General features: G+C 67.4%; 18 protein-coding genes. 8 read left to right on the top strand and 10 right to left on the bottom strand.

Features of this window, described 5'->3' with window-relative positions:
• Positions 1–2 precede the first annotated feature (2 nt).
• On the bottom strand, positions 3–524 hold the full coding sequence (locus tag NS4_RS24535) for a GNAT family N-acetyltransferase (protein ID WP_063061859.1): 522 nt from the start codon (positions 522–524) through the stop codon (positions 3–5).
• Positions 525–824: 300 nt separating this feature from the next.
• On the opposite strand from NS4_RS24535, the gene NS4_RS24530 reads away from it, so the two are divergent.
• From NS4_RS24530 to fdhD, 3 genes are all read left to right on the top strand, one after another.
• A complete protein-coding gene (locus NS4_RS24530; protein WP_063061858.1) occupies positions 825–1,934 on the top strand; it encodes an FHA domain-containing protein in 1,110 nt (369 codons plus the stop codon).
• 242 nt (positions 1,935–2,176) lie between these two features.
• On the top strand, positions 2,177–4,477 hold the full coding sequence (locus NS4_RS24525; RefSeq protein WP_063061910.1) for an FdhF/YdeP family oxidoreductase: 2,301 nt from the start codon (positions 2,177–2,179) through the stop codon (positions 4,475–4,477).
• Complete coding sequence (fdhD, locus tag NS4_RS24520; RefSeq protein WP_063061857.1) at positions 4,474–5,301, top strand: formate dehydrogenase accessory sulfurtransferase FdhD; 828 nt, start codon at positions 4,474–4,476, stop codon at positions 5,299–5,301. The genes NS4_RS24525 and fdhD overlap by 4 nt, the downstream gene beginning before the upstream one ends.
• A 135-nt stretch (positions 5,302–5,436) precedes the next feature.
• Here fdhD and NS4_RS24515 read toward each other — a convergent pair whose 3' ends face one another.
• A complete protein-coding gene (locus NS4_RS24515; RefSeq protein ID WP_063061909.1) occupies positions 5,437–6,609 on the bottom strand; it encodes an FAD-dependent monooxygenase in 1,173 nt (390 codons plus the stop codon).
• Positions 6,610–6,716: 107 nt separating this feature from the next.
• Here NS4_RS24515 and NS4_RS24510 point away from each other — a divergent pair, with 107 nt between their 5' ends.
• Together NS4_RS24510 and NS4_RS24505 are read left to right on the top strand one after the other, a co-directional pair.
• Positions 6,717–7,463, top strand: a complete 747-nt coding sequence (locus NS4_RS24510; protein ID WP_063061856.1) for a TetR/AcrR family transcriptional regulator — start codon at positions 6,717–6,719, stop codon at positions 7,461–7,463.
• A gap of 171 nt (positions 7,464–7,634) precedes the next feature.
• Complete coding sequence (locus tag NS4_RS24505) at positions 7,635–8,009, top strand: nuclear transport factor 2 family protein (RefSeq protein ID WP_169811809.1); 375 nt, start codon at positions 7,635–7,637, stop codon at positions 8,007–8,009.
• 184 nt (positions 8,010–8,193) lie between these two features.
• Here NS4_RS24505 and NS4_RS24500 read toward each other — a convergent pair whose 3' ends face one another.
• Positions 8,194–8,631 carry a DUF6841 family protein gene (locus NS4_RS24500; protein ID WP_063061854.1) on the bottom strand — a complete coding sequence of 146 codons (438 nt, stop codon included), beginning with the start codon at positions 8,629–8,631 and terminating at the stop codon, positions 8,194–8,196.
• Between the two features lie 174 nt (positions 8,632–8,805).
• Entirely contained in the window at positions 8,806–9,120 is a 315-nt protein-coding gene (gene mihF / locus NS4_RS24495; RefSeq protein ID WP_063061853.1) for an integration host factor, actinobacterial type, read from the bottom strand.
• Between the two features lie 455 nt (positions 9,121–9,575).
• Here mihF and NS4_RS24490 point away from each other — a divergent pair, with 455 nt between their 5' ends.
• Together NS4_RS24490 and NS4_RS24485 are read left to right on the top strand one after the other, a co-directional pair.
• Entirely contained in the window at positions 9,576–9,953 is a 378-nt protein-coding gene (locus NS4_RS24490; RefSeq protein ID WP_063061908.1) for a nuclear transport factor 2 family protein, read from the top strand.
• A 212-nt stretch (positions 9,954–10,165) separates the two neighbouring features.
• Entirely contained in the window at positions 10,166–10,735 is a 570-nt protein-coding gene (locus tag NS4_RS24485; RefSeq protein ID WP_063061852.1) for a carboxymuconolactone decarboxylase family protein, read from the top strand.
• Between the two features lie 15 nt (positions 10,736–10,750).
• Here the strand turns inward: NS4_RS24485 and NS4_RS24480 are convergent, their stop codons facing one another.
• From NS4_RS24480 to NS4_RS24455, 6 genes are all read right to left on the bottom strand, one after another.
• Positions 10,751–11,215 (bottom strand): hypothetical protein, encoded by a 465-nt coding sequence (locus NS4_RS24480; RefSeq protein WP_157106214.1) that lies wholly within the window; start codon positions 11,213–11,215, stop codon positions 10,751–10,753.
• A gap of 101 nt (positions 11,216–11,316) precedes the next feature.
• Positions 11,317–12,597 (bottom strand): ATP-dependent Clp protease ATP-binding subunit ClpX, encoded by a 1,281-nt coding sequence (gene clpX / locus NS4_RS24475; protein ID WP_030523255.1) that lies wholly within the window; start codon positions 12,595–12,597, stop codon positions 11,317–11,319.
• 360 nt (positions 12,598–12,957) lie between these two features.
• Positions 12,958–13,623 (bottom strand): ATP-dependent Clp protease proteolytic subunit, encoded by a 666-nt coding sequence (locus NS4_RS24470; RefSeq protein ID WP_063038045.1) that lies wholly within the window; start codon positions 13,621–13,623, stop codon positions 12,958–12,960.
• Positions 13,624–13,679: 56 nt separating this feature from the next.
• Positions 13,680–14,270 carry an ATP-dependent Clp protease proteolytic subunit gene (locus NS4_RS24465; RefSeq protein ID WP_063038080.1) on the bottom strand — a complete coding sequence of 197 codons (591 nt, stop codon included), beginning with the start codon at positions 14,268–14,270 and terminating at the stop codon, positions 13,680–13,682.
• Between the two features lie 376 nt (positions 14,271–14,646).
• The gene (gene tig, locus NS4_RS24460; protein ID WP_063061907.1) at positions 14,647–16,038 is read right to left on the bottom strand and encodes a trigger factor; all 1,392 of its coding nucleotides are present in this window, start codon (positions 16,036–16,038) and stop codon (positions 14,647–14,649) included.
• Between the two features lie 305 nt (positions 16,039–16,343).
• Positions 16,344–16,919: an FKBP-type peptidyl-prolyl cis-trans isomerase gene (locus NS4_RS24455; RefSeq protein WP_063061850.1), complete on the bottom strand. Its 576-nt coding sequence runs from the start codon at positions 16,917–16,919 to the stop codon at positions 16,344–16,346.
• A gap of 509 nt (positions 16,920–17,428) precedes the next feature.
• Between NS4_RS24455 and NS4_RS24450 the strand changes: the two genes are divergently transcribed.
• Positions 17,429–19,900, top strand: coding sequence for a phosphoketolase family protein (locus tag NS4_RS24450; RefSeq protein WP_084487671.1), 2,472 nt, complete (start codon positions 17,429–17,431; stop codon positions 19,898–19,900).
• The last annotated feature ends 474 nt before the right edge of the window (positions 19,901–20,374 follow it).

Below are 20,374 nucleotides of genomic sequence, written 5' to 3'. Positions count from 1 at the left end.
ACTCAGGCGTATTCCCAGGTCTCGACCGCGGCCCACATACACGACCGGGGCCAGCGGTCGAGGCCGTGCGCGATCTCGGCGGCCCGCAGAGCGTGCAGCTGCGGGGTCTCGGCGGCCGGATCGAGATAGCGGAAACCCAGCCGCCGGTAGTACGGCCCGTTCCACGGCACTTCGGTGAATGTGGTGAGCGTTATCGCCGGCAACCGGTGGGCGGCGGCCCAGCGCACCGCGCGGTCGATAAGGCGCCGGCCGATTCCCGCCCCGCGGTATTCGGGCAGTACCGATACCTGGTCGATATGGGCGTTACCGTCGACGACGCTCGCGATGAGATAACCCACCGGCTCCCCGTCCGGCGTCTCCCAGACCCAGGCTCGCTCATCCAGGACGAATTCCCCCAGCACCTCGGCCGGCAGCGGCTCGTCACCGGCGACCGCGTCCATCCCCACCGCCGCGAACGGCTGCCCCGCCCGCACCTCGATCTCCTGTAGCACCGGGATATCCCGGGCGCACGCCGCACGGATCACGCCGCACCCGCCCGCAGGACATCCGGCGAGCCGGACGAGCAGCGATGAGCCGCGACAGCGCGCCCGGCCTGCGCGCGGTAGCCAACCGACGGCGCCGGCCGCGCGGCCGGTAGGTCGACCGGGACCATCGCGATACGTTCGTCCAATGCGCTGAGCGGCATAACGTTCTCTACTCTCTGTTCCGTGCGGCGATCCGCAGTTCCCCCGCTCACCCCGGCGATCCGTCGTCACCATCTCATGAGCCGGGTAACGGAATCGCATCTATGCTGGATCCGGTGGTGCGCCAGGAAGGAGCCGCGGGTGCGCGTTGATACGTCCACTATCGGTATCGCACCGGGCGAGGGCCTGGTCGCGCGGTTCGGTGACGTCGTGATCTATCTCGTGGGCGCCAACGCGTCCACCGAGCGGATACTCGGCGCGGTCGAAGCCGTGGCGGACGCCGAACATCCCGGGGCGGCCATCGCCCAGCGGCTCGCCGCGGTCGTCTTCGGTACCGGTTCGGAGCCGCCCCCGTTCGGGCTCGTCGCACCCACCGCCGACGGCACCCTGGTCCTGCTGCGCGGCACCGTATCGGCGATGATCTCCGGGGCCGAGGGCTCCCGACGGCTCGTCGGCGCCCGGGCCTTCACCTGGGTGGACGAGATCGTGCGCGACCCGGTCCGCACACTGACCGTGGGCCCCGGAACCGACGGCCGGATCACGCCGTATCCGCGCACCGATCTGCGCGCCGGAGTGGTGCCCGGCGGGGGTTTCGTCATCAAGGCCGCGGTACGCCGCAGCGCCAAGACCCAGAACCGGGCCACCACCCCGGCGAAAAAAGCGGCGACCCCCTACGTACCCGTCGCCACGGCACCGGCCGGGCTCGCCGCGAGCGAGCCGGAACCCGAATTGCACTCCGGGCCCCGGACCGGTCTCGCCGAAAGCCGCGCCGCGGAACCGCTGCCCGGTACCCGGGCGTGGACGCCCGCGCCGACGCCTGTCCGCGTCGATCCCGAACCGATCCGCCTGCGCAAGGAACCGGCCCGGCCCCGTCCGCACACGCGCGTGCACAGCGCCGACCAAGCCGATCCGGCCCCGCCGACCCTGGTGGCCGAGGACGGTACCGCCTACCCGCTGGACCGCGCCTACGTCATCGGCCGCGGCCCCTCGGTCGACGAATCGGTTCGCCGTAAAACCGCCGCTCCACTGGTCCTGCAGCGCGATCGCCACATCTCCCGGGTCCACGCCTACCTATCGGTCGATGCGGGCAAGGTCTTCCTCCGCGACGCCGGCACCGCCGCCGGAACCTTCGTCTCCACCCCCGGCGAGCCACGCTGGACCCGGATCAGCCAGTCCCCGACCGAACTCCCACCCGGCGGCCGGATCCGCATCAGCGAACAGGTCCTCACCTACCACGGCGGCGCCACCTGATCCCGGCGCCCGCCGCCCCTCGGGGCCCGGACGCGCGAGCCGAACATCCGCAATAGACGAAACGCGTGCGGAACGTACGTGCCCACAGCCGAGTGGGCCACAGGACTGCCGCCTCTCGAAGTCGGCGGTTCGCCCGACCGCACCCCGAAACCGCGGCCGACCTCAGCAGGCTCACAGCACATACGAGTGCTCAACGGCTCCCGCTCTATGGATTGTCCACCGCACACCCCACAATGGTCGGTATGCACCGCAACGCCCCGACCGACGATTTCGACGAGTCCGGACTGACCGTCAACCCGCCGAAGGAGCAGGCGGCCGGGATCCGGGCGGTGGCCGTGGCGCTGCGACGGGCGGTTTCCGATATGGGTGTCGTGCGCACCGCGCGGACCCTGGCCCGGGTCAATCAGGTGCACGGATTCGACTGCCCGGGTTGCGCCTGGCCGGAGCCCAGCGGTCACCGCCGGCCTGCCGAATTCTGTGAGAACGGCGCGAAGGCCGTCGCCGAGGAAGCGACACTGGAGACGGTCGGGCCGGAGTTCTTCGCCCGCTACTCGATCGACGAGCTCGCGCAACGGTCCGGGTACTGGCTGGGGCGGCAGGGCCGGCTCACCCATCCGATGGTGCTGCGACCCGGCGATACCCACTACTCCCCCATTTCCTGGGTCGAGGCCTACCGGCTCATCGCCGAGCACCTCCGCGGCCTGGACTCGCCGGACGAGGCCGTCTTCTACACCTCCGGCCGTACCGCCAACGAGACGGCGTTCCTGTACCAGCTGCTGGTGCGCAGTTTCGGAACAAACAACCTGCCCGACTGCAGCAATATGTGCCACGAGTCCTCGGGCACCGCCCTGACCGGCGCGATCGGTATCGGCAAGGGTTCGGTGACCATCGACGATTTCGCGGCCGCCGACCTGATCCTGGTCGCCGGCCAGAACCCGGGTACCAACCATCCGCGGATGCTCAGCGCCCTCGCCGACGCGAAGAAGGCCGGTGCGCGCATCATCGCGATCAATCCGCTGCCGGAGACCGGCCTGATCGGTTTCCGCGATCCGCAGACCGTCCGGGGCCTGACCACCGGCGTGGATATCGCCGACGATTTCCTGCAGATCCGCCTGGGCGGCGATATGGCGCTGTTCCAGGGCCTGGCGAAACTGCTGTTCGAGGCCGAGGACCGGGCTCCCGGCACCGTGCTGGACCGGGCTTTCGTCGACGCGCACACCGCCGGTTTCGCCGACTACGAGCGGCATATCCGAGCCGTCGATCTGGACACCGTGCTCACCGCGACCGGACTCTCCCGCGACGACCTCGAACGTACCGCCGCACTGCTGGCCGGTTCGACGAGCACCATCGTGTGCTGGGCGATGGGACTCACCCAGCACACGCACGCGGTGGCCACGATCGAGGAGGCGGCCAACCTGCTGCTCGCGCGCGGCATGATCGGCAGGCCGGGGGCGGGCCTGTGCCCGGTGCGCGGGCATTCCAATGTGCAGGGCGACCGCACCATGGGTATCTGGGAGCAGGCCCCCGAATCCTTCCTGGCCGCCCTGGACCGGGAGTTCGGGATCACCAGCCCGCGGGCGCACGGTTACGACACCGTCGCCGCCATCCGGGCACTGCGCGACGGCCACGCCCGCGTCTTCTTCGGTATGGGCGGCAATTTCGTCTCCGCCACTCCTGATACCGCGGTCACCGAAGCGGCGCTGCGCCGGTGCGCGCTGACCGTGCAGGTCTCCACCAAACTGAACCGCAGCCATATCGTGCACGGGGAGACCGCGGTGATCCTGCCGACCCTGGGTCGCACCGACCTGGACATCCAGAACGGGGTGCGGCAACAGGTCTCGGTGGAGGATTCGATGTCGATGGTGCACCTGTCCACCGGCAGGCTGAAACCGGTCGGGCCGCAACTGCGCAGCGAGGTCGCCATCGTCTGCGAACTCGCCCGGGAACTGCTGGGTCCGGACCATCCGGTGCCGTGGGACCGGTTCCGCGGTGACTACGACCTCATCCGCGACGCCATTGCCCGGGTGGTGCCCGGTTGCTCCGATTACAACACCCGGGTCCGGCAACGCAACGGTTTCGTCCTGCCGCATCCGCCGCGCGATTCCCGCGAGTTCCGGACCGCCAGCGGGAAAGCCAATTTCGCGGTGAACGAGCTGCGCTGGGTGCCGGTTCCACCGGGGCGGCTGATCCTGCAGACCCTGCGCAGTCACGACCAGTACAACACCACGATCTACGGTCTCGACGACCGCTATCGCGGGGTCCACCACGGGCGCCGGGTGGTGCTGGTGAACGCCGCGGATATCACCGACCTGGGCTTCAGCGACGGCGATCTCGTCGATCTGGTCTCGGAGTGGACCGACGGCGTCGATCGGCGGGTCGAAGGTTTCCGGCTGGTGGCCTACTCCACTCCGCGCGGCAATGCCGCCGCCTACTATCCCGAGACGAACCCGCTGGTGCCGCTGGACCATGTGGCCGCCCGCTCCAACACCCCGGTGTCGAAAGCCGTCACCGTCCGGCTCGAACCCCATACCCACCGGCGATGAGCAGAGTCACCGCCCGCCGCCGCATGCGGCGCATCACCCCGTCCGGGGAGATCGTCCGTCCCGACACCTTGGCGGTGGAAGAGCCCCTGGAGATCCGCGTACGCGGCGAGTCGCTCACCGTCACCATGCGTACGCCCGGCCACGATATCGACCTGGTGCACGGCTTCCTGTTCGGGGAAACCCTGATCGGCGCGGCCGCCGATATCCACAGCGCCCGCTACTGCGCCGGAACCGACGACGAGGGGCGAAACACCTACAACGTGCTGGACGTGGGCTTGCGCGCCCCGATCGCGCTCCCGGACCGTCCGTTCCTCACCACCGGTGCCTGCGGGCTGTGCGGCCGCACCGCGCTCGACGAGGTCCGGATGCGCAGCCGGTATCCGCTGCCGGCACCGCAACCGTTGCTCGATGCGGAGATACTGGCAGCGCTGCCGGATCGCCTGCGTGCCCATCAGTCGGTATTCGACGCCACAGGGGGTCTGCACGGAGCAGGCCTGTTCACCGCCGACGGGACCGGCCTGGTGGTCCGTGAGGACATCGGCCGGCACAATGCCGTGGACAAGGTGATCGGCTGGGCGCTGCGCGAGAACCGTGTTCCGGCGTCCGATCTCGTGCTCGTGGTGAGTGGGCGCGCATCGTTCGAACTGGCGCAGAAAGCCGTCCTGGCCGGTATCCCGATCCTCGCCGCCGTCTCGGCGCCCAGTTCGCTGGCGGTCGACCTGGCCGACGAGTCCGGTCTCACCCTGGCGGGGTTCGTACGCGGCGAGACCATGAACATCTATACCCATCCGGAGCGGATCCGCGGTATCGGCGCCACCGGATGACCCGGGCCGGGGGTGGCCTCGGCACCTTCCCCGATCGCGAACGGTAGGGCCCGGCTCGGCGCCAACGGTAGGTTTGTCGAGATTCCGCGAGACGCGCCCCTCGGCACGGAGTGTGCGGGCCGGAAGCCGTACTCGCTACCGCGCGACCACACCGGCGTAGTCGGCCAACTCGATATCGTCCTTGGCGTCGCCGGCGAACTTGTCCATCAGGTCGAACCAGCGTGAGCCCAGGAACCAGTTGCGAAACCGCAGGCCCGCAGCCGTTTTCGGCGCCAGGAACGGGCCCGGGCTGCTGCTGCCCCCGAGTTTCGCGTATCGGCGCATGATCCGGTCGTACCGGGGGAAGGCCACGGTGTGCTCACCCGCCGCGGCGGCCAGTTCACCCGCCAGCACATAGGCTCCCACCACCGCCAGACCGGTTCCGAAGCCGGCCAGGGTATTGCCGTAGGCGCTGTCGCCGACCAGGGCCACCCGGCCCGATACATAGCTGGGCATCCGCACCCGGGCCAGCGCGTCGAGGTAGAAGTCGTCGTGTCCGGGCAGTTCGGCGAGCATTTCGGCGACCGGTGCGTTCATCCCGGCGAAGTGTTCGACCAGCACGCGCCGCTTCTCGGCTTCGTCGGCGAATTCCCGGACGGCGGAGGCGAACATGTACATCTGCTGCGCCTTGGGCCCACCGCGGACCGCGAGCCTGCCCGGCGCGCTGTACGCGTGGGACACTCGCCGCCGCGGTCCGTCGCCGGGTTCGGCAGCGAGTGGTTCCCCTGCGATGGCGTAGTAGTAACCGCGGTGCCCGACGAATTTCTCCTCCGGCCCGAACGCCAGCCGGCGGACCCGGGAATGGATGCCGTCCGCGCCGAACACCAGGTCGAAGCGGCGTGCCGGACCGTGCTCGAACTCGACCTCGACACCGCTGCCGGTATCCCGCAGCGCGCTGATCGAGTCACCGAATACATAAGTGCAACGCTGAGCGGTCGGGGCGTAGAGGATCCGAGCCAGATCGCCCCGCAGGATCTCGATGTCGCCGCCGGTGAAGTCACCGGATATCCGGGCCTGTTCCCGGCCGTCGGCGTCGACGAAGACCATATCGGTGGCGCCGGTACTGCGCCGCCGGATCTCGTCGTGGACACCCATCCGCTCGAGCACCGTGCGCTGCACGGATCCCTTGAAGTCGACGGCCTGCCCACCCGGGCGCGGGGCCGGAGCCCGTTCGACCACGGTGACATCGAACCCGTAGCGATCGAGCCAGTAGGCGAGCGTGGGGCCGGCGATGCTCGCCCCGGAGACGAGAACGGTGCGGTTCTGCATGACGAACTCCATCCACAATCTGCGTTCACCAGAAACTGTTTCCGGCGGACGCTAATCAGCGTATGGTAGACACAGTTCCACGTCAATCCACTCCGGAAAGGGACCCGATGGCGACGCCGACCGTGCTCGAGCTGCTCTGGGGAACCGACCGGCGCCCGACCAGAGGCCCAAAGCCGACCCTCACCCGGGCCGCGATCGTCACCGCGGCGGTCGAGTTGGCCGATACGGAAGGCCTGGCAGCCCTCTCCATGCAGCGACTGGCCGATCGCCTCGGCTATACCAAGATGTCGCTGTACCGCCATCTACCGGGCAAGGCGGAACTCACCGCATTGATGGTGGAGGAGGCCTTGACCGGCCTGCCGTCCCTGGACACCTCGGGATCCCCACGGTGGCGTACCGGCCTACGGTCCTGGGCGCTGCTGACCTTCGAGCGGTACCGCCGCCACCCGTGGGTGATGGAACTACTCGCCGGAGCGCGGCCGATGGGCCCCAACGAACTCGGCTGGACCGAGGCCGCGCTGGAGGCGATGGCGGATATCGCACTGACCGGCCCGGAGCGACTGGACACACTCGTCGTACTGAACGGACACGTGCGCAGCCTGGCCCAGCAGGTCGTGGGCCCCGGCGCCACCGAGGAGGAATTCACCGGCGCGATGGCCGCGGCCCTGGAGTGGGCGGGCGACCGATTCCCGCGGCTGATCGCGGCCGTATCGGAACCTCCGCCGGTCGCCGGAGCAGCGGCCACGCAACGCGACACCGCCCTCGAATTCGGCACGGAGCGCATTCTCGACGGAATAGCGGCCCTGCTCGCCGAACGCGGCACGCCCGGCGACCAGATTCCGTCCCGGCCGTGACAGCGCCGACAACACCCGGCAGCTCTGCTTCTCGCCCAGATGCCCATGCGCGCCACAACCTGCGCCGAGCTCACGTGGAGACGGAACCCGGGTGTCGACCGTGGTCTTCGCGCCGGCGTGGCGGACCCGCGCCGGTACGGTCTCGATGTCGGCGAACGGAAGGATGCTGCAATGAACTACGGTAAGGCCGTCACAGCCGCGGAGGCCTATCTGAAGGCGATAGAAGGCGACGAGCCGCAGCAGGTGGTGGACCTGTTCGCCGACGAGTTCATCTGGGAAGACCCTGTCGGCGCCGAACCGCTCTCGGATAAGAACGCGCTTCTCCAGCGGTACGCGACCGCCGCCGGGAGGATCCGCGTCGTCCAGCGCGGCCCGATCCGAGGTTCGCATTCCGACGCTGCCGCAGTCCCGTTCGAATTCGAGCTATTGCTCGACGGAATGGACCCGAAACGGGTGCGAGTAGTGGACGTCTTCACCGTGAACGATGAGGGACTCATTACCTCCATGAAGGCCTACTGGTCACCCGAGGATATCCAGGACATCTGATGAAGTAGGTCCTGGGCTGCGACGGTCCCGAGTCTGTGAACAGATGCGCTCGGGAGCGTCCCCACCCCCACGACCTCTCGCCGGTTCCGGAGCACCGATCGCTGTCGGGCCACTACCGTGCAGCCGTCTCACTTCGAAACAGGCCCCAGGGGCGGCGTACCCGGATCCGGCAAGAGCGCGGCGCTCACATACCCGGCAGCCGGACGCCCCGGTCCGCCGCCACCCTGGCCAATTTCTCGGCCTCGTCGATGGCGACCGCCACATAGGTGCGCAACCCGTCGTCGTCCCGCCGCAGCAGGTACTCGTAGTCACTGTCGGTGAGCAAAGCGTCGTCGCCGTCGTAGAAATGCCAGCGCACCCGCACCCGCAGCAGTGAATCGGTCAGTTCCGCGTAATCGACCACGGTGTGGTCGACGCGCGCCAGACCCAGCATCTGATAAATGGGATGAGCCTGCGCCAGCCCCTGGGCCATCTCTTCCCGCGAATGCAGCGCACCGACGAAAGCGTCACTGACAATGGTGCCCGGAGTTCCCCACAGGGCCGCCGTGCGCTCGGCGTCGTAAGCGCTCAGCGTCGATTGGTATTCGTCGAGGAACGATTCGAGTTCTTCGCGGATGGCCATATCGCCACGGTATCCACACTTCCCCCCACCAAGGCCGCGAACCGCCCGGAATCGACGTGCCCGATCGGGTGCGGCGGTTCGCGACAGCCACCCGCCGGGCCACGCCGGTCGTGTCACCGACCGGCTCGGCCACCACCGGAGTTCGGAGCGTCCACCATCGAACGCTCCACATCCTCAGCCGGCCAGCGCCTCCAGCAGCGCCGCCCGCTGACGGGCGCCCAGCCCACCGATCCGGCGATCCTCCGGAATATCCGCCTGGTCCATCAGCTTGGCAGCCTTCACCGGGCCGACACCGGGCAGCGCCTTGATCACGGCGACCACCTTCGTCTTCTTGACCAGTTCATCGGTATCGGCCTTGCGCAGCAGGTCGGCGACAGAGACTTTGCCGTCTTTCACCTGACCGATCAGTTCGGAGCGCGCCTTGCGCACCGCCGCCGCTTTGGCCAGAGCCTCCGTGCGTTGTTCCGCGGTCATCGTTGGCAGTGCCATATCTCCTCCGCTTTCACTCATCGCTCGAACATCTGGTTTGACCGGGTCGATTCAACATCACAATACCGACACCGACCGATCGACACACCGTCCGGACCTGCAGTCATAGCAATGTTTTCTGATTCGATCGCCCGGTAGGAGCCCGGAAACCGGAGGACCGGCCAATGGGTTCCGACACGAAAGAACAGCTGAAACACGTAACACTCGAACCCGCTGCGGCGAAATTCAGAACAGACGCACACCTGCACGGCGGCGGTTCAACGGCGAACCGAGGGATCAGCGGAGATACCCGCCCGCCCTGCACGGCCGACGCGGCTACCAGGTATTTTTCCGCCACACCGAAGTGGCGGACATATATGCGAATATCCTTTCGCGGCGCGATCCGGCGATGGAACGCACTCACCACTGCTACGCTACCGAACCTAGAACACGTTTCATTTTTGGTAGGAGTGGTGATGGCACGGGAGATCCGCGACGTGGTCGAGCAGTACGTAAAACTGGTCGGTTCGGGACCGACCGCGGAAATCGTCGATCTCTATGCTCCCGATGCCGTGGTCGAAGACCCGATCGGCACCGAGCCCAAACAGGGCCATCAGGCCATCCGCGAGTTCTACGACGTGATCGCGAGCCTGGAACGGGAGACCAGCCTCGCCCCGGAGACCGTGCGGATCGTCGGAAACCACGCCGCCTTCGTGTTCACTCTGGTGACCAGAGCGGGCGGGCAGCGCATGACGCTCAGTCCCATCGACACCATGGAGTTCGACGCGCAAGGCCGGATCGTCCGGATGCGCGCCTACTGGGGGCCCGACGATATGTCCGTCGAACCCGAATGAGCCGCGAGGTGGCGACTCGACTGCGCTGAGCCGCCACCTCACCGCACCCCGGAGCCGCCACACCACCGGCCTGGCCCTTGCCGCGCACCCGGCATACCCTGAGCACAGGGCACGGGTGCGCTCGGTCACAGTAGGCGCTCCGGGGCGTTACGCCGCGGGCCGCTGTCTCGTCCGAGTTGCAGGGAAACGAACCCCACCTCAGAGGAGACCCGATGAGCACAACACGCATTCCGGCCGTGGCCCCCCACAACGCGGGATTACTGACCAGGGCGCTGTACTGGTTCGCCAAACGCCAGTTCGGCGAAGTCCCCGAACCCTTCGCCGTCGGCGCGCATCACACCGGCCTCCTGGTGGCCGGTGGCGTACACGAACTACTCGCCGAGAAAGCGTCGAAGAAACTGCCGGCCAATATCCGCGAAATCGCGGTCTACCGCACGGCCTGGACCATCGGCTGCTCCTGGTGCGTCGATTTCGGGACCATGCTGCAACGGCTGGACGGCCTGGATATCGAGCGGCTCCAGCACATCGCGGACTACGAGACCTCACCGCACTACACCGACGACGAACGCGCGGCCATCGCCTACGCCGACGCCATGACCGCCACCCCGATGACCGTTACCGACGAGCAGGTCGCGGACCTGGAGAACCGCTTCGGCCGGGCGGGAGTCGTCGAACTGACCTATCAGATCGCGCTGGAGAACTCACGGGCCCGCAACAACCACGCCCTCGGCATCACCGCGCAGGGATTCGGCACCGATTCCTGCCGCGTGCCCTGGGCGTGAGACCGGCGCCGCGGCTCAGATGACCCAGCAGGCGTAGCCGATGTGCTCGCCGCGGCCGACGAAGACCCGTACATACGGCGCCCGCTCGTTCGCCCCGGCCGGCTGGACCGCCTGCAGGGTGTGATCACCCTCGTAGGCGGGCACCCAGTGCACCAGCGCCAGCCCACCGCCGTCCGGCCCGACCGTGGCGAACGGGGCCCCGTTGTCGAGGAAGGTCACCGCGGTCACCGCCTCGGTGAGCCAGGCTCGCACGGTGTAGCTGCACCCGGTGCCGTAGTTCGTCCGGATACCGGCGTTCAGGTCCGGGGTCACACTGACCTCGCGCACGGCCGCACCCGCCGACGGGGCCGTGAGCACCAACGAGACCAGGACCGCCGCTGCCCCTGACAGCGATACGCCCACGCGGCTCCACCGCGTGGGCGTATCGGCGTCACCACGGCGCCCGGATCGGATACTCCGCGCAAGCAGCTGTGTCGCCATGACCTGCTCCTCACTCGCACGAATGTCGAGGGGTCACCGAGAAGTGATGTGGGCCGACTCGGGGCCGGCCCCGACGCGTATCGCAGCGAATACGCGTGGCCTCAGGCCGACTTGTCGCGGCGCTCCGGACGCTCCCGCTTGCGCGGCACGATGGTGGGCAGCACATTGTCGTTCACCGTATCCGCGTCGACGACGACCTTGGCCACATCGTCACGGCTCGGGATATCGAACATGACCTGCTGCAGTACTTCCTCCATGATGGCGCGCAGCCCGCGGGCACCGGTACCGCGCAGAATGGCCTGATCGGCCACGGCCTCGAGCGCGTCCCGGGTGAATTCCAGATCCACGCCGTCCATCTCGAACAGCCGGATGTACTGCTTGACCAGCGCGTTCTTGGGTTCGGACAGGATCTTGACCAGGGAATCCTTATCCAGGTTCGTCACCGACGCCACCACCGGCAACCGGCCGATGAACTCGGGGATCAGACCGAACTTGATCAGATCCTCCGGCATCACCTCGGCGAAGTGATCGGTGGTGTCGATCTCGGCCTTGGACCGAACCTCGGCGCCGAAACCGATCCCACGGTGCCCGGTGCGGTCGGAGATGATCTTCTCCAGACCGGCGAACGCCCCGGCCACGATGAACAGCACATTGGTGGTATCGATCTGGATGAACTCCTGATGCGGATGCTTGCGCCCACCCTGCGGCGGCACACTCGCCTGAGTCCCCTCCAGGATTTTCAGCAGCGCCTGCTGCACGCCCTCACCGGAGACGTCGCGCGTGATCGACGGGTTCTCGCTCTTGCGCGCGATCTTGTCGACCTCATCGATGTAGATGATCCCGGTCTCGGCGCGCTTCACGTCGTAATCGGCGGCCTGGATGAGTTTGAGGAGAATGTTCTCGACGTCCTCACCGACATAACCGGCTTCGGTGAGCGCGGTGGCATCGGCGATCGCGAAAGGCACATTCAGCATTTTCGCCAGCGTCTGTGCCAGATAGGTCTTACCGCAACCGGTGGGGCCGAGCATCAGAATATTGGATTTCGCCAACTCGACGCTTTCCCCGCGCGCATCACGGCCCTTGTCGCCGGCCTGAATACGCTTGTAATGGTTGTACACAGCGACAGCCAGCGTGCGCTTGGCCGTATCCTGCCCGATCACGTAGTTCTCCAGGAAATCCCGGATCTCCGCGGGTTTGGGCAACTCATCGAGTTTGACCTCGCTGGACTCGGCCAGCTCCTCCTCGATGATCTCGTTGCACAGATCGATGCACTCGTCGCAGATGTACACCCCTGGTCCCGCAATGAGCTTCTTGACCTGCTTCTGGCTCTTTCCGCAGAACGAGCATTTGAGCAGATCGCCGCCGTCGCCGATGCGCGCCATCTCGTGGGTCCCTACTTCCTTGTTCGCGTGCAACCATCCGTCCAGCTTCCAGCCGACCGCCGCCTGCGGTGGAGAAAATCCGGCTCGATCACCCGGATCGAAGGGCGGTGCTGTCAACCGGGAACAAAGGTCCCTGGGTTTGACCGTACCCGGTGTGTGCGATGGAGGTCGACAACTCGGGCAGGTTTCTCGTCGGGGTTGTGCGGGGATTCACGCGGATACCGCGTCACGGCACATTTTCCGGACACCGAACCATCCGGGGTGTGTCGCAACGCCGCAGCGGGAATCCACCTGGGCCGGGCCCCGCCGCCCGGCCGGTCCGGCGAACCGCTCACACGGCGCGCCGGACCCGGAAGCGCCTCACTTCTGGGCGCTGAGCTTGCGGTAGTCGAACACCGTATCGATGATCCCGTATTCCTTGGCCTCCTCGGCCGTCAGGATCTTGTCGCGGTCGGTGTCCTTACGGATGACATCGGCGTCCTTACCCGTGTGCCGGGCCAGGGTGGTCTCCATCAAGCGGCGCATCCGCTCGATCTCGGCCGCCTGGATCTCCAGATCCGACACCTGCCCCTGGATACCGCCCTCGACCGACGGCTGATGGATCAGCACGCGGGCATTCGGCAGGCAGGCCCGCTTACCCGGGGTTCCCGCCGCAAGCAACACCGCCGCCGCCGAAGCCGCCTGGCCGAGGCAGACGGTCGCGACATCGGCGCGCACGTACTGCATGGTGTCGTAGATGGCCATCAGCGAGGTGAACGAACCACCCGGCGAATTGATGTACATCGTGATGTCGCGATCGGGATCCAGCGATTCGAGCACCAGCAGCTGCGCCATGATGTCGTTCGCCGACGCATCGTCGACCTGCACGCCGAGGAAGATGATGCGCTCCTCGAACAGCTTGTTGTACGGGTTCGATTCCTTGACGCCGAAACTCGAATGCTCGATGAACGACGGCAGGATGTAGCGCGACTGCGGGCCCGCCGGGGCGATACCGCCGAGGCCACGAGGATCGTTCGGATTGGCCATATTCGTCTCCAAGTCTGTGAGTGAGCTGTCCGCTGGACGGATTCGCCGCCGGCGCCCTAGTGGCTGCCCGTGCCGCCCGCCTGGCGCGCGTTGGTGATCACACGGTCGATGAAGCCGTACTCCAGCGCCTGCTCGGGCGTGAACCAGCGATCGCGGTCGGCGTCGGCGTTGATCTGCTCCACCGGCTTACCGGTATGCATCGCCTGCAACTCGTTGAGCTCACGCTTGGTGTATGCGAACTGCTCGGCCATGATCGCGATATCCGCGGCCGAACCACCGATACCGGCCGACGGCTGGTGCATCATGATCCGGGTGTGCGGCAGTGCGAAACGCTTACCCGGCGCACCCGCGGTCAGCAGGAACTGCCCCATGGACGCGGCCAGGCCCATCGCGGTGGTCGCGATATCGCATTCGGCGTACTGCATGGTGTCGTAAATCGCCATACCCGCGTTCACCGACCCGCCCGGCGAGTTGATGTAGAGCGAAATATCTTTGGTCGGGTCCTCCGCGGACAGCAACAGGATCTGCGCACAGATCTTGTTCGCGATGTCGTCGTCGACCTGGGTGCCGAGAAAGATGATGCGCTCACGCAGCAGGCGCTCGTACACCGAATCGCTGAGATTGAGCCCAGCGGTCGGAGCTGTCATGACCTCGGCTTTATTGATTGTCACGGATACCTGCCTTCTCTCGCCGGCTCGTTGCTGTCACAAACATTAACGAAGCAGGGCGGCACCGAACTCCCGGTACCACCCTGATTCGCTCAGAGCGCAATATCATGGCGCCGCCTCCGGCGGCGCGGGGGTTGCGGCCCCCTCGGTCCTGCTGTTGCGCGCCCGAGACTCGCGCCTTCGGCGCATGCAATGTGCGGTCGACCCTCCGCAGGTGCGGCCGTTGAGCACCTTCGGCAAATGGGCAGCACGGGCCGCGACCCTTGGTGGGCCGAGGACAGCGATCGTCGATCTTCTGTCTCCGGACTGCCAACACCACCTAGACCTCAGGGCTTTCTACCCGCACTCGCGTGGATTACTCCGCGTCGGTGTCGGTGGCGGCCGGCTCTTCGGCGGTCGCCTCATCGGCGGCGTCGGATTCCTTGGCCGTACCGAACATTTCGTCGGTGTCGACCTTGTTGCCCTCGGAATCGGTGACCGTCACCTTGCCGACGACCTCGGCCAGAGCCTTGCCCCGGCGGACATCGGCGAATACCGCGCCGAGCTGGCCGGCCTGCTGCACCTGCTGGATGAACTGCTCGGGCGCCATCCCGTAGCGCTGGGCCTGGAACAGGATCCGCTCGGTGAGCTCTTCCTGGCCGACCTGGGTGCCCTCGGCCTCGGCGACCGCGTCCAGCAGCAGCTGGGTCTTCACCGATTTCTCGGCGGCCTCCAAGGTATCGGCGTCGAACTCCTCCCGGCTCGAGCCCTGGGCCGCCAGCGCCTCGGCGAACTTGGCCTCGTCGTGGTCGAAACCGTGGATGGCGTCGTGTTCGACGGCGTCGATCTCGGCCTTCACCACAGCCTCGGGCAGCGGCACCTCGACGCTGTCGAGCAGCTGCTCGAGCACCTTGTCGCGGATATCGCCGGCCTGCTGCACCTTCTTGACCCGCTCGACGCGGGAACGCAGATCGTCCTTCAGCTCGTCGATGGTGTCGAATTCACTGGCCAGCTGGGCGAATTCGTCATCCGCCTCGGGCAGCTCGCGCTCCTTGACCGAACCGACGGTGACCGTGATGGTGGCTTCCCGGCCGGCGTGCTCCCCGGCGACCAGGGTCGAGGTGAATTCCTTGGACTCCCCGGCCGACATCCCGATCAGGGTTTCGTCCAGACCTTCGATGAGCTGACCCGAACCGACCTCGTGCGACAGACCGGTGGTCGCGGCCTCCGGCACCTCCTCGCCGTCGACGGTGGCGGACAGGTCGATGGAGACGAAATCGCCGTCCTGGACCGGACGTTCGACACCGGTGAGGGTGCCGAAACGCTGGCGCAGCGACTGCAACTGCTCATCGATATCGGCATCGGTGATCTCGATGGCGTCCACGGTCACGGCGATGGTGCTGTAGTCCTCGGGCAGGGTGATCTCCGGCCGGACGTCCACCTCGGCGGTGAAGGCCAGTTCCTGCCCGTCCTCGATCTTGGTGATCTCGATCTCCGGCTGCCCGATGACCTTGACCTCGGAGGCGGTGACGGCCTCGCTGTAGCGGCCGGGCAGGGCGTCGTTGACGACCTGCTCCAGTACCGCGCCGCGGCCCAGGCGCGCCTCGAGCAGCTTGGCCGGCGCCTTACCCGGACGGAAGCCGGGAATGCGCACCTGCTTGGCCAGGGCCTTGTAGGCGCGATCGAAGTCCGGCTTCAGCTCCTCGAAGGGCACCTCGACATTGATCCGGACCCGGGTCGGGCTCAGCTGCTCGACGGTGCTCTTCACGGACATGCTCCTTGTTCTCGTCGGTTCGTGTTCGCCGGCCCGCACGATATTTGTGCTGGTGGCCGGATGATGGCGCGTGGTCTGGCGACGGCGCGCGGGGACGCGCCCTCGGCGTACCGTCCGAAGCGGCGAGCACCTGCGGTTTCACGCGCCCGGGATACGCATCCCGACCAGGGTAGTTGACCGGGTCACGCGCCGTGCAGTCCGGTGCTGTGTTCTCGGCGGTGCCTCCGGCGCCGTGTGGTCGGCGCCCGCGCGATGATGCGACCGATCCTGGATGCCGGCGAGTACCACGCCGGCGCGCCTCATCCTTGGGGTACGGAGACGGCATCGGTGACGAAGACCAGCGTCTCGTTCGGCTTCACTCCGTTGCCGCCCGCGCCGTAGCCCAGGTCGGGCGGGATGATCAGCAACCGGCGGGCACCCTGCCGCACGCCTTCGAGTCCCTGTTCCCAACCGGGAATGACCATACCGTCGCCGAGGGTGAGTTCGAAGGGTTCGCCGCGGTCGAACGAGGAGTCCAGCTTCTGCTTGTCCGACCAGGTGACCAGGGCGTAGTTCATGGTCAGTTGCTGTCCGGGGGCGGCGCCGGGGCCCGAACCGGGTACGAGGTCCTTCGTGATGAGCTGTTTCGGCGGGTCGCAGTCGTCGGGCAGGGTGATCTGCGGGACTTCGCCGAACCCGCCCTGCACGTCGATATCGTCGGCCGCGCATTCGCGGCCCTTCGATTCGGCGGGCGCGACCTGTCCCGGGGCTCCGGACGAATCGGCCGCCGTGGAGGTGGTCGCGGTGCCGCCGGAGTCGTCGGAGCCGCATCCGCTGAGACCGAAGGCGGCCGCGGCGACGGCGGTGACGGCGAGGATCCTGCCGATTGTCTGCATGTGCCGCACCCTACCGCCGGTTGCCGGGGCACTGTCACGAAGAGCCGGTTCGGCCCGCGGCAACTCCTCGGCTCCGCGGACCCGGCCCCGATCGGGTAGCGCGCCCGGCGAGATCTCGGCTCTTCCCCAGACCCCGCCGCTCGGCGCCGGCAACCCACCGCGAGTTGTCGATGAACGACCTCCGCAGGACCGACGGCGAGATCGGCAGCTCCCGGTCGCGTGGCAGCGATCGGCAGAGGTGTCCACGGTCCGGTAGCCGCCGGCCGAAGTGTCGCCGGGCCCGGTGCCGAGCCGGAGTAGAGCCGCCGCGCGGATCGGAGCCGCCGGATCCCGGCACCGGCACCGGTTTCCGCTTCGCTGTACGGGTAAGCGCGAACGAGAGCAGAAAGTTCCGCCGGCCGCCATCGGCGAACCGAGGGCAGTATGGCACACCTCCAGCTATCGTGGTGGCAGTCCGCACTCGGCGTGCGGTAGCCCGGCGCGACCACGACCTCCAGGAGGTTAGGCGTATGACGCAGTTGGCCAGTGCAGGCGGGGACACCAGTGCCGACAATGTGGGCAGTCACGGTGGCGAATCCGTCGCCCCCCGGCCCTATGTGCTGTCGGCGGCCCCCGGCCCCTTGGATGCCGAGGAGCTGGAAGCCCTGGACGCGTGGTGGCGGGCTGCGAACTACCTGTCGGTCGGGCAGATCTACCTGATGGCCAATCCGCTGGTGCGCGAACCATTGGCACCAGAGCACATCAAACCCCGGTTACTCGGCCATTTCGGCACCGTGCCGGGGCTGAACCTGGTCTGGGTGCACGCCAATCGCGCCATCCTGGCACGCGATCTGAACGCCGTGTTCGTCGCCGGGCCGGGGCACGGCGGACCGGGTCCGAACGCCTGCGCCTGGCTCGAGGGCACCTATTCCGAGTTCTACAGCCATGTGCCCTACGACGGCGAGGGCATGCGCGCGTTGTTCGCCCAGTTCTCCTTTCCCGGCGGGGTTCCCAGCCATTGCGCGCCGGAGACTCCGGGTTCGTTCCACGAAGGCGGCGAACTGGGCTATTCGCTGTTGCACGCGTTCGGGGCCGCCCTGGACAACCCGGATCTCACCGTGTTCTGCGTGGTGGGTGACGGCGAAGCCGAGACCGGCCCGCTCGCGGGCAGTTGGCACTGCAACAAGTTCATCGACCCGGCACGCGACGGTGCGGTCGTGCCGATTCTCGCCCTGAACGAGTACAAGATCGCGAATCCGACTCTGCTGGCCCGTATTCCGCAGGACGAGCTGGTCTCACTGCTGCGGGGTTACGGTTACGAGCCGCTGATCGTCGCCGGCGCCGAACCGGCCCCTGTGCATCAGGACATGGCCGCCGCCATGGATACCTGTCTGGAGCGGATCGCGCAGATCCAGCGCGCCGCCCGGGACGGCAGCGATACCACCCGCCCACACTGGCCGATGATCGTGCTGCGCACCCCGAAAGGCTGGACCGGACCACCGATCGTGGACGGCGATCCGGTGGAGGGCACGTTCCGCGCCCATCAGGTTCCGTTGCCGGGCGCCCGGGAGGACGAGTCGCATCGGGCGGTGCTCGAGGAATGGCTGCGCTCCTACCGGCCCGAGGAATTGTTCGACGAGACCGGGGCCCCGGTCTCGGAACTGTGCCGGCTCGTCCCGGCCGGTGACCGGCGGATGAGCGCGAATCCGGTGGCCAACGGAGGCGCGCTGGTGCGGGATCTGCGATTGCCCGACTGGCGCGGTCATGCGATCGACGTGGCCGAACCGGGGCAGACCACGCACGAGGCGACCCGGGTGCTCGGCGGCTGGTTGCGAGAGGTCACCGCGCGCAACCCCGACAATTTCCTGACCTTCGCCCCGGACGAGCTGGCCAGCAACCGGCTGCAGGACATTCTCGCGGTCACCGGCCGCAAGTGGCAGGCCGAGGTCGGCGCCCACGACGAGAAGCTGGATCGCTGTGGCCGGGTGATCGAAGTGTTGTCCGAGCATATGTGCCAGGGCCTGCTGGAGGGGTATCTGCTCACGGGCCGACATGGGGTGTTCACCTGCTACGAGACATTCGTCCACATCGTGGACGCCATGTTCAACCAGCACGCGAAATGGCTGGACGCGAGCGCGGCGGTGCCGTGGCGGCAACCGCTGGCGAGCCTGAACTATCTGCTGTCGTCGCATGTCTGGCGGCAGGACCACAACGGTTTCACCCATCAGGACCCCGGTTTCCTCGACGTCGTGCTGAACAAGAAACCCGAGATCGTGCGGGTGTATCTGCCGCCGGACGCCAATACTCTGCTGTCGGTGTACGACCACTGCCTGCGCTCCCGGCACTATGTGAACGTGGTGGTGGCCGGTAAGCAATCGCAACCGGATTGGCTCGGGCCCACCGAGGCCGCACTGCACTGCGCCCGGGGTATCGGTATCTGGGAGTGGGCGGGCCATCGCGACGAACCGGCCACCACCCCCGATGTGGTGCTCGCCTGCGCCGGTGACGTACCGACCCTGGAAACCCTGGCCGCCGCGGCGGTCCTGCGTGCGGAGCTGCCCTGGCTGCGGGTGCGGGTGGTGAACGTGGTCGATCTGATGCGGTTGCTACCGGCCGACGAGCATCCCCACGGGCTACCGGACAGCGAATTCGACACCCTGTTCACCCGGGACGCCCCGGTGATCTTCGCCTTCCACGGTTATCCGTGGCTGATCCACCGGCTCACCTACCGCCGCACCAATCACGCGGGTCTGCACGTGCGGGGTTACAAGGAACGCGGCACCACTACGACCCCGTTCGATATGGTCATGCTCAACGACCTCGACCGCTTCCACCTGGTGATGGATGTGATCGACCGGGTGCCCGCGCTGCGGCAGCAGGCGGCGGGGCTGCGCCAGCAGATGGTCGACGCGCGCCTGCGGGCCCGCGCCTGGACCCGCGAGCACGGTGCAGACATTCCCGAGGTGGCGAACTGGCGCTGGCCCGGCCGGTCCTCCTCCTGAAACGAACCTGACCAGCCGATATCGGTTTATCCGGTCGGCCGTCCGCCCCCACCCCCTAGCCAAGGGTCATAGACCGGGCACCGGCGAATGCCCACGCGTTCGAGCCCTTCGACAAGGAGAACCCGCGCCGGCCGCGTTACCGCGGGCCGCACCGAAACAGTGGCGGCGCTCGGAATGAATGGCCTGGATACGGGGCCGCCCGAACCGGTTAGTGACCGGTGAGCTCTGTGCCGTTCACACGCGGCACTGTGCGTGGCGCCGCTGCCGGAGTTCGAACCGGCCGAGCTCCGCCCGTGGGGGACGTCCTTGCGGAGCAGTCAACCCTTCCCAATCGTGGGAAATGCATAGCCGCTTATCCAAACACTCGTGTACCGTACCGTTAAACAGCGGCACATAGAACTACGGTCCCACATACATTGACTCACCGTAGAAGTTCTAACTGCCGGAACAGAACGGAGCACACCATGACCATCG

The organism is Nocardia sienata NBRC 100364 (assembly GCF_001613205.1).
In the GTDB taxonomy this organism is placed as follows: Bacteria; Actinomycetota; Actinomycetes; order Mycobacteriales; family Mycobacteriaceae; genus Nocardia; species Nocardia sienata.
Note: the sequence above shows the minus strand (reverse complement) of the source record. Positions and strands in the feature narration are given on the sequence as shown.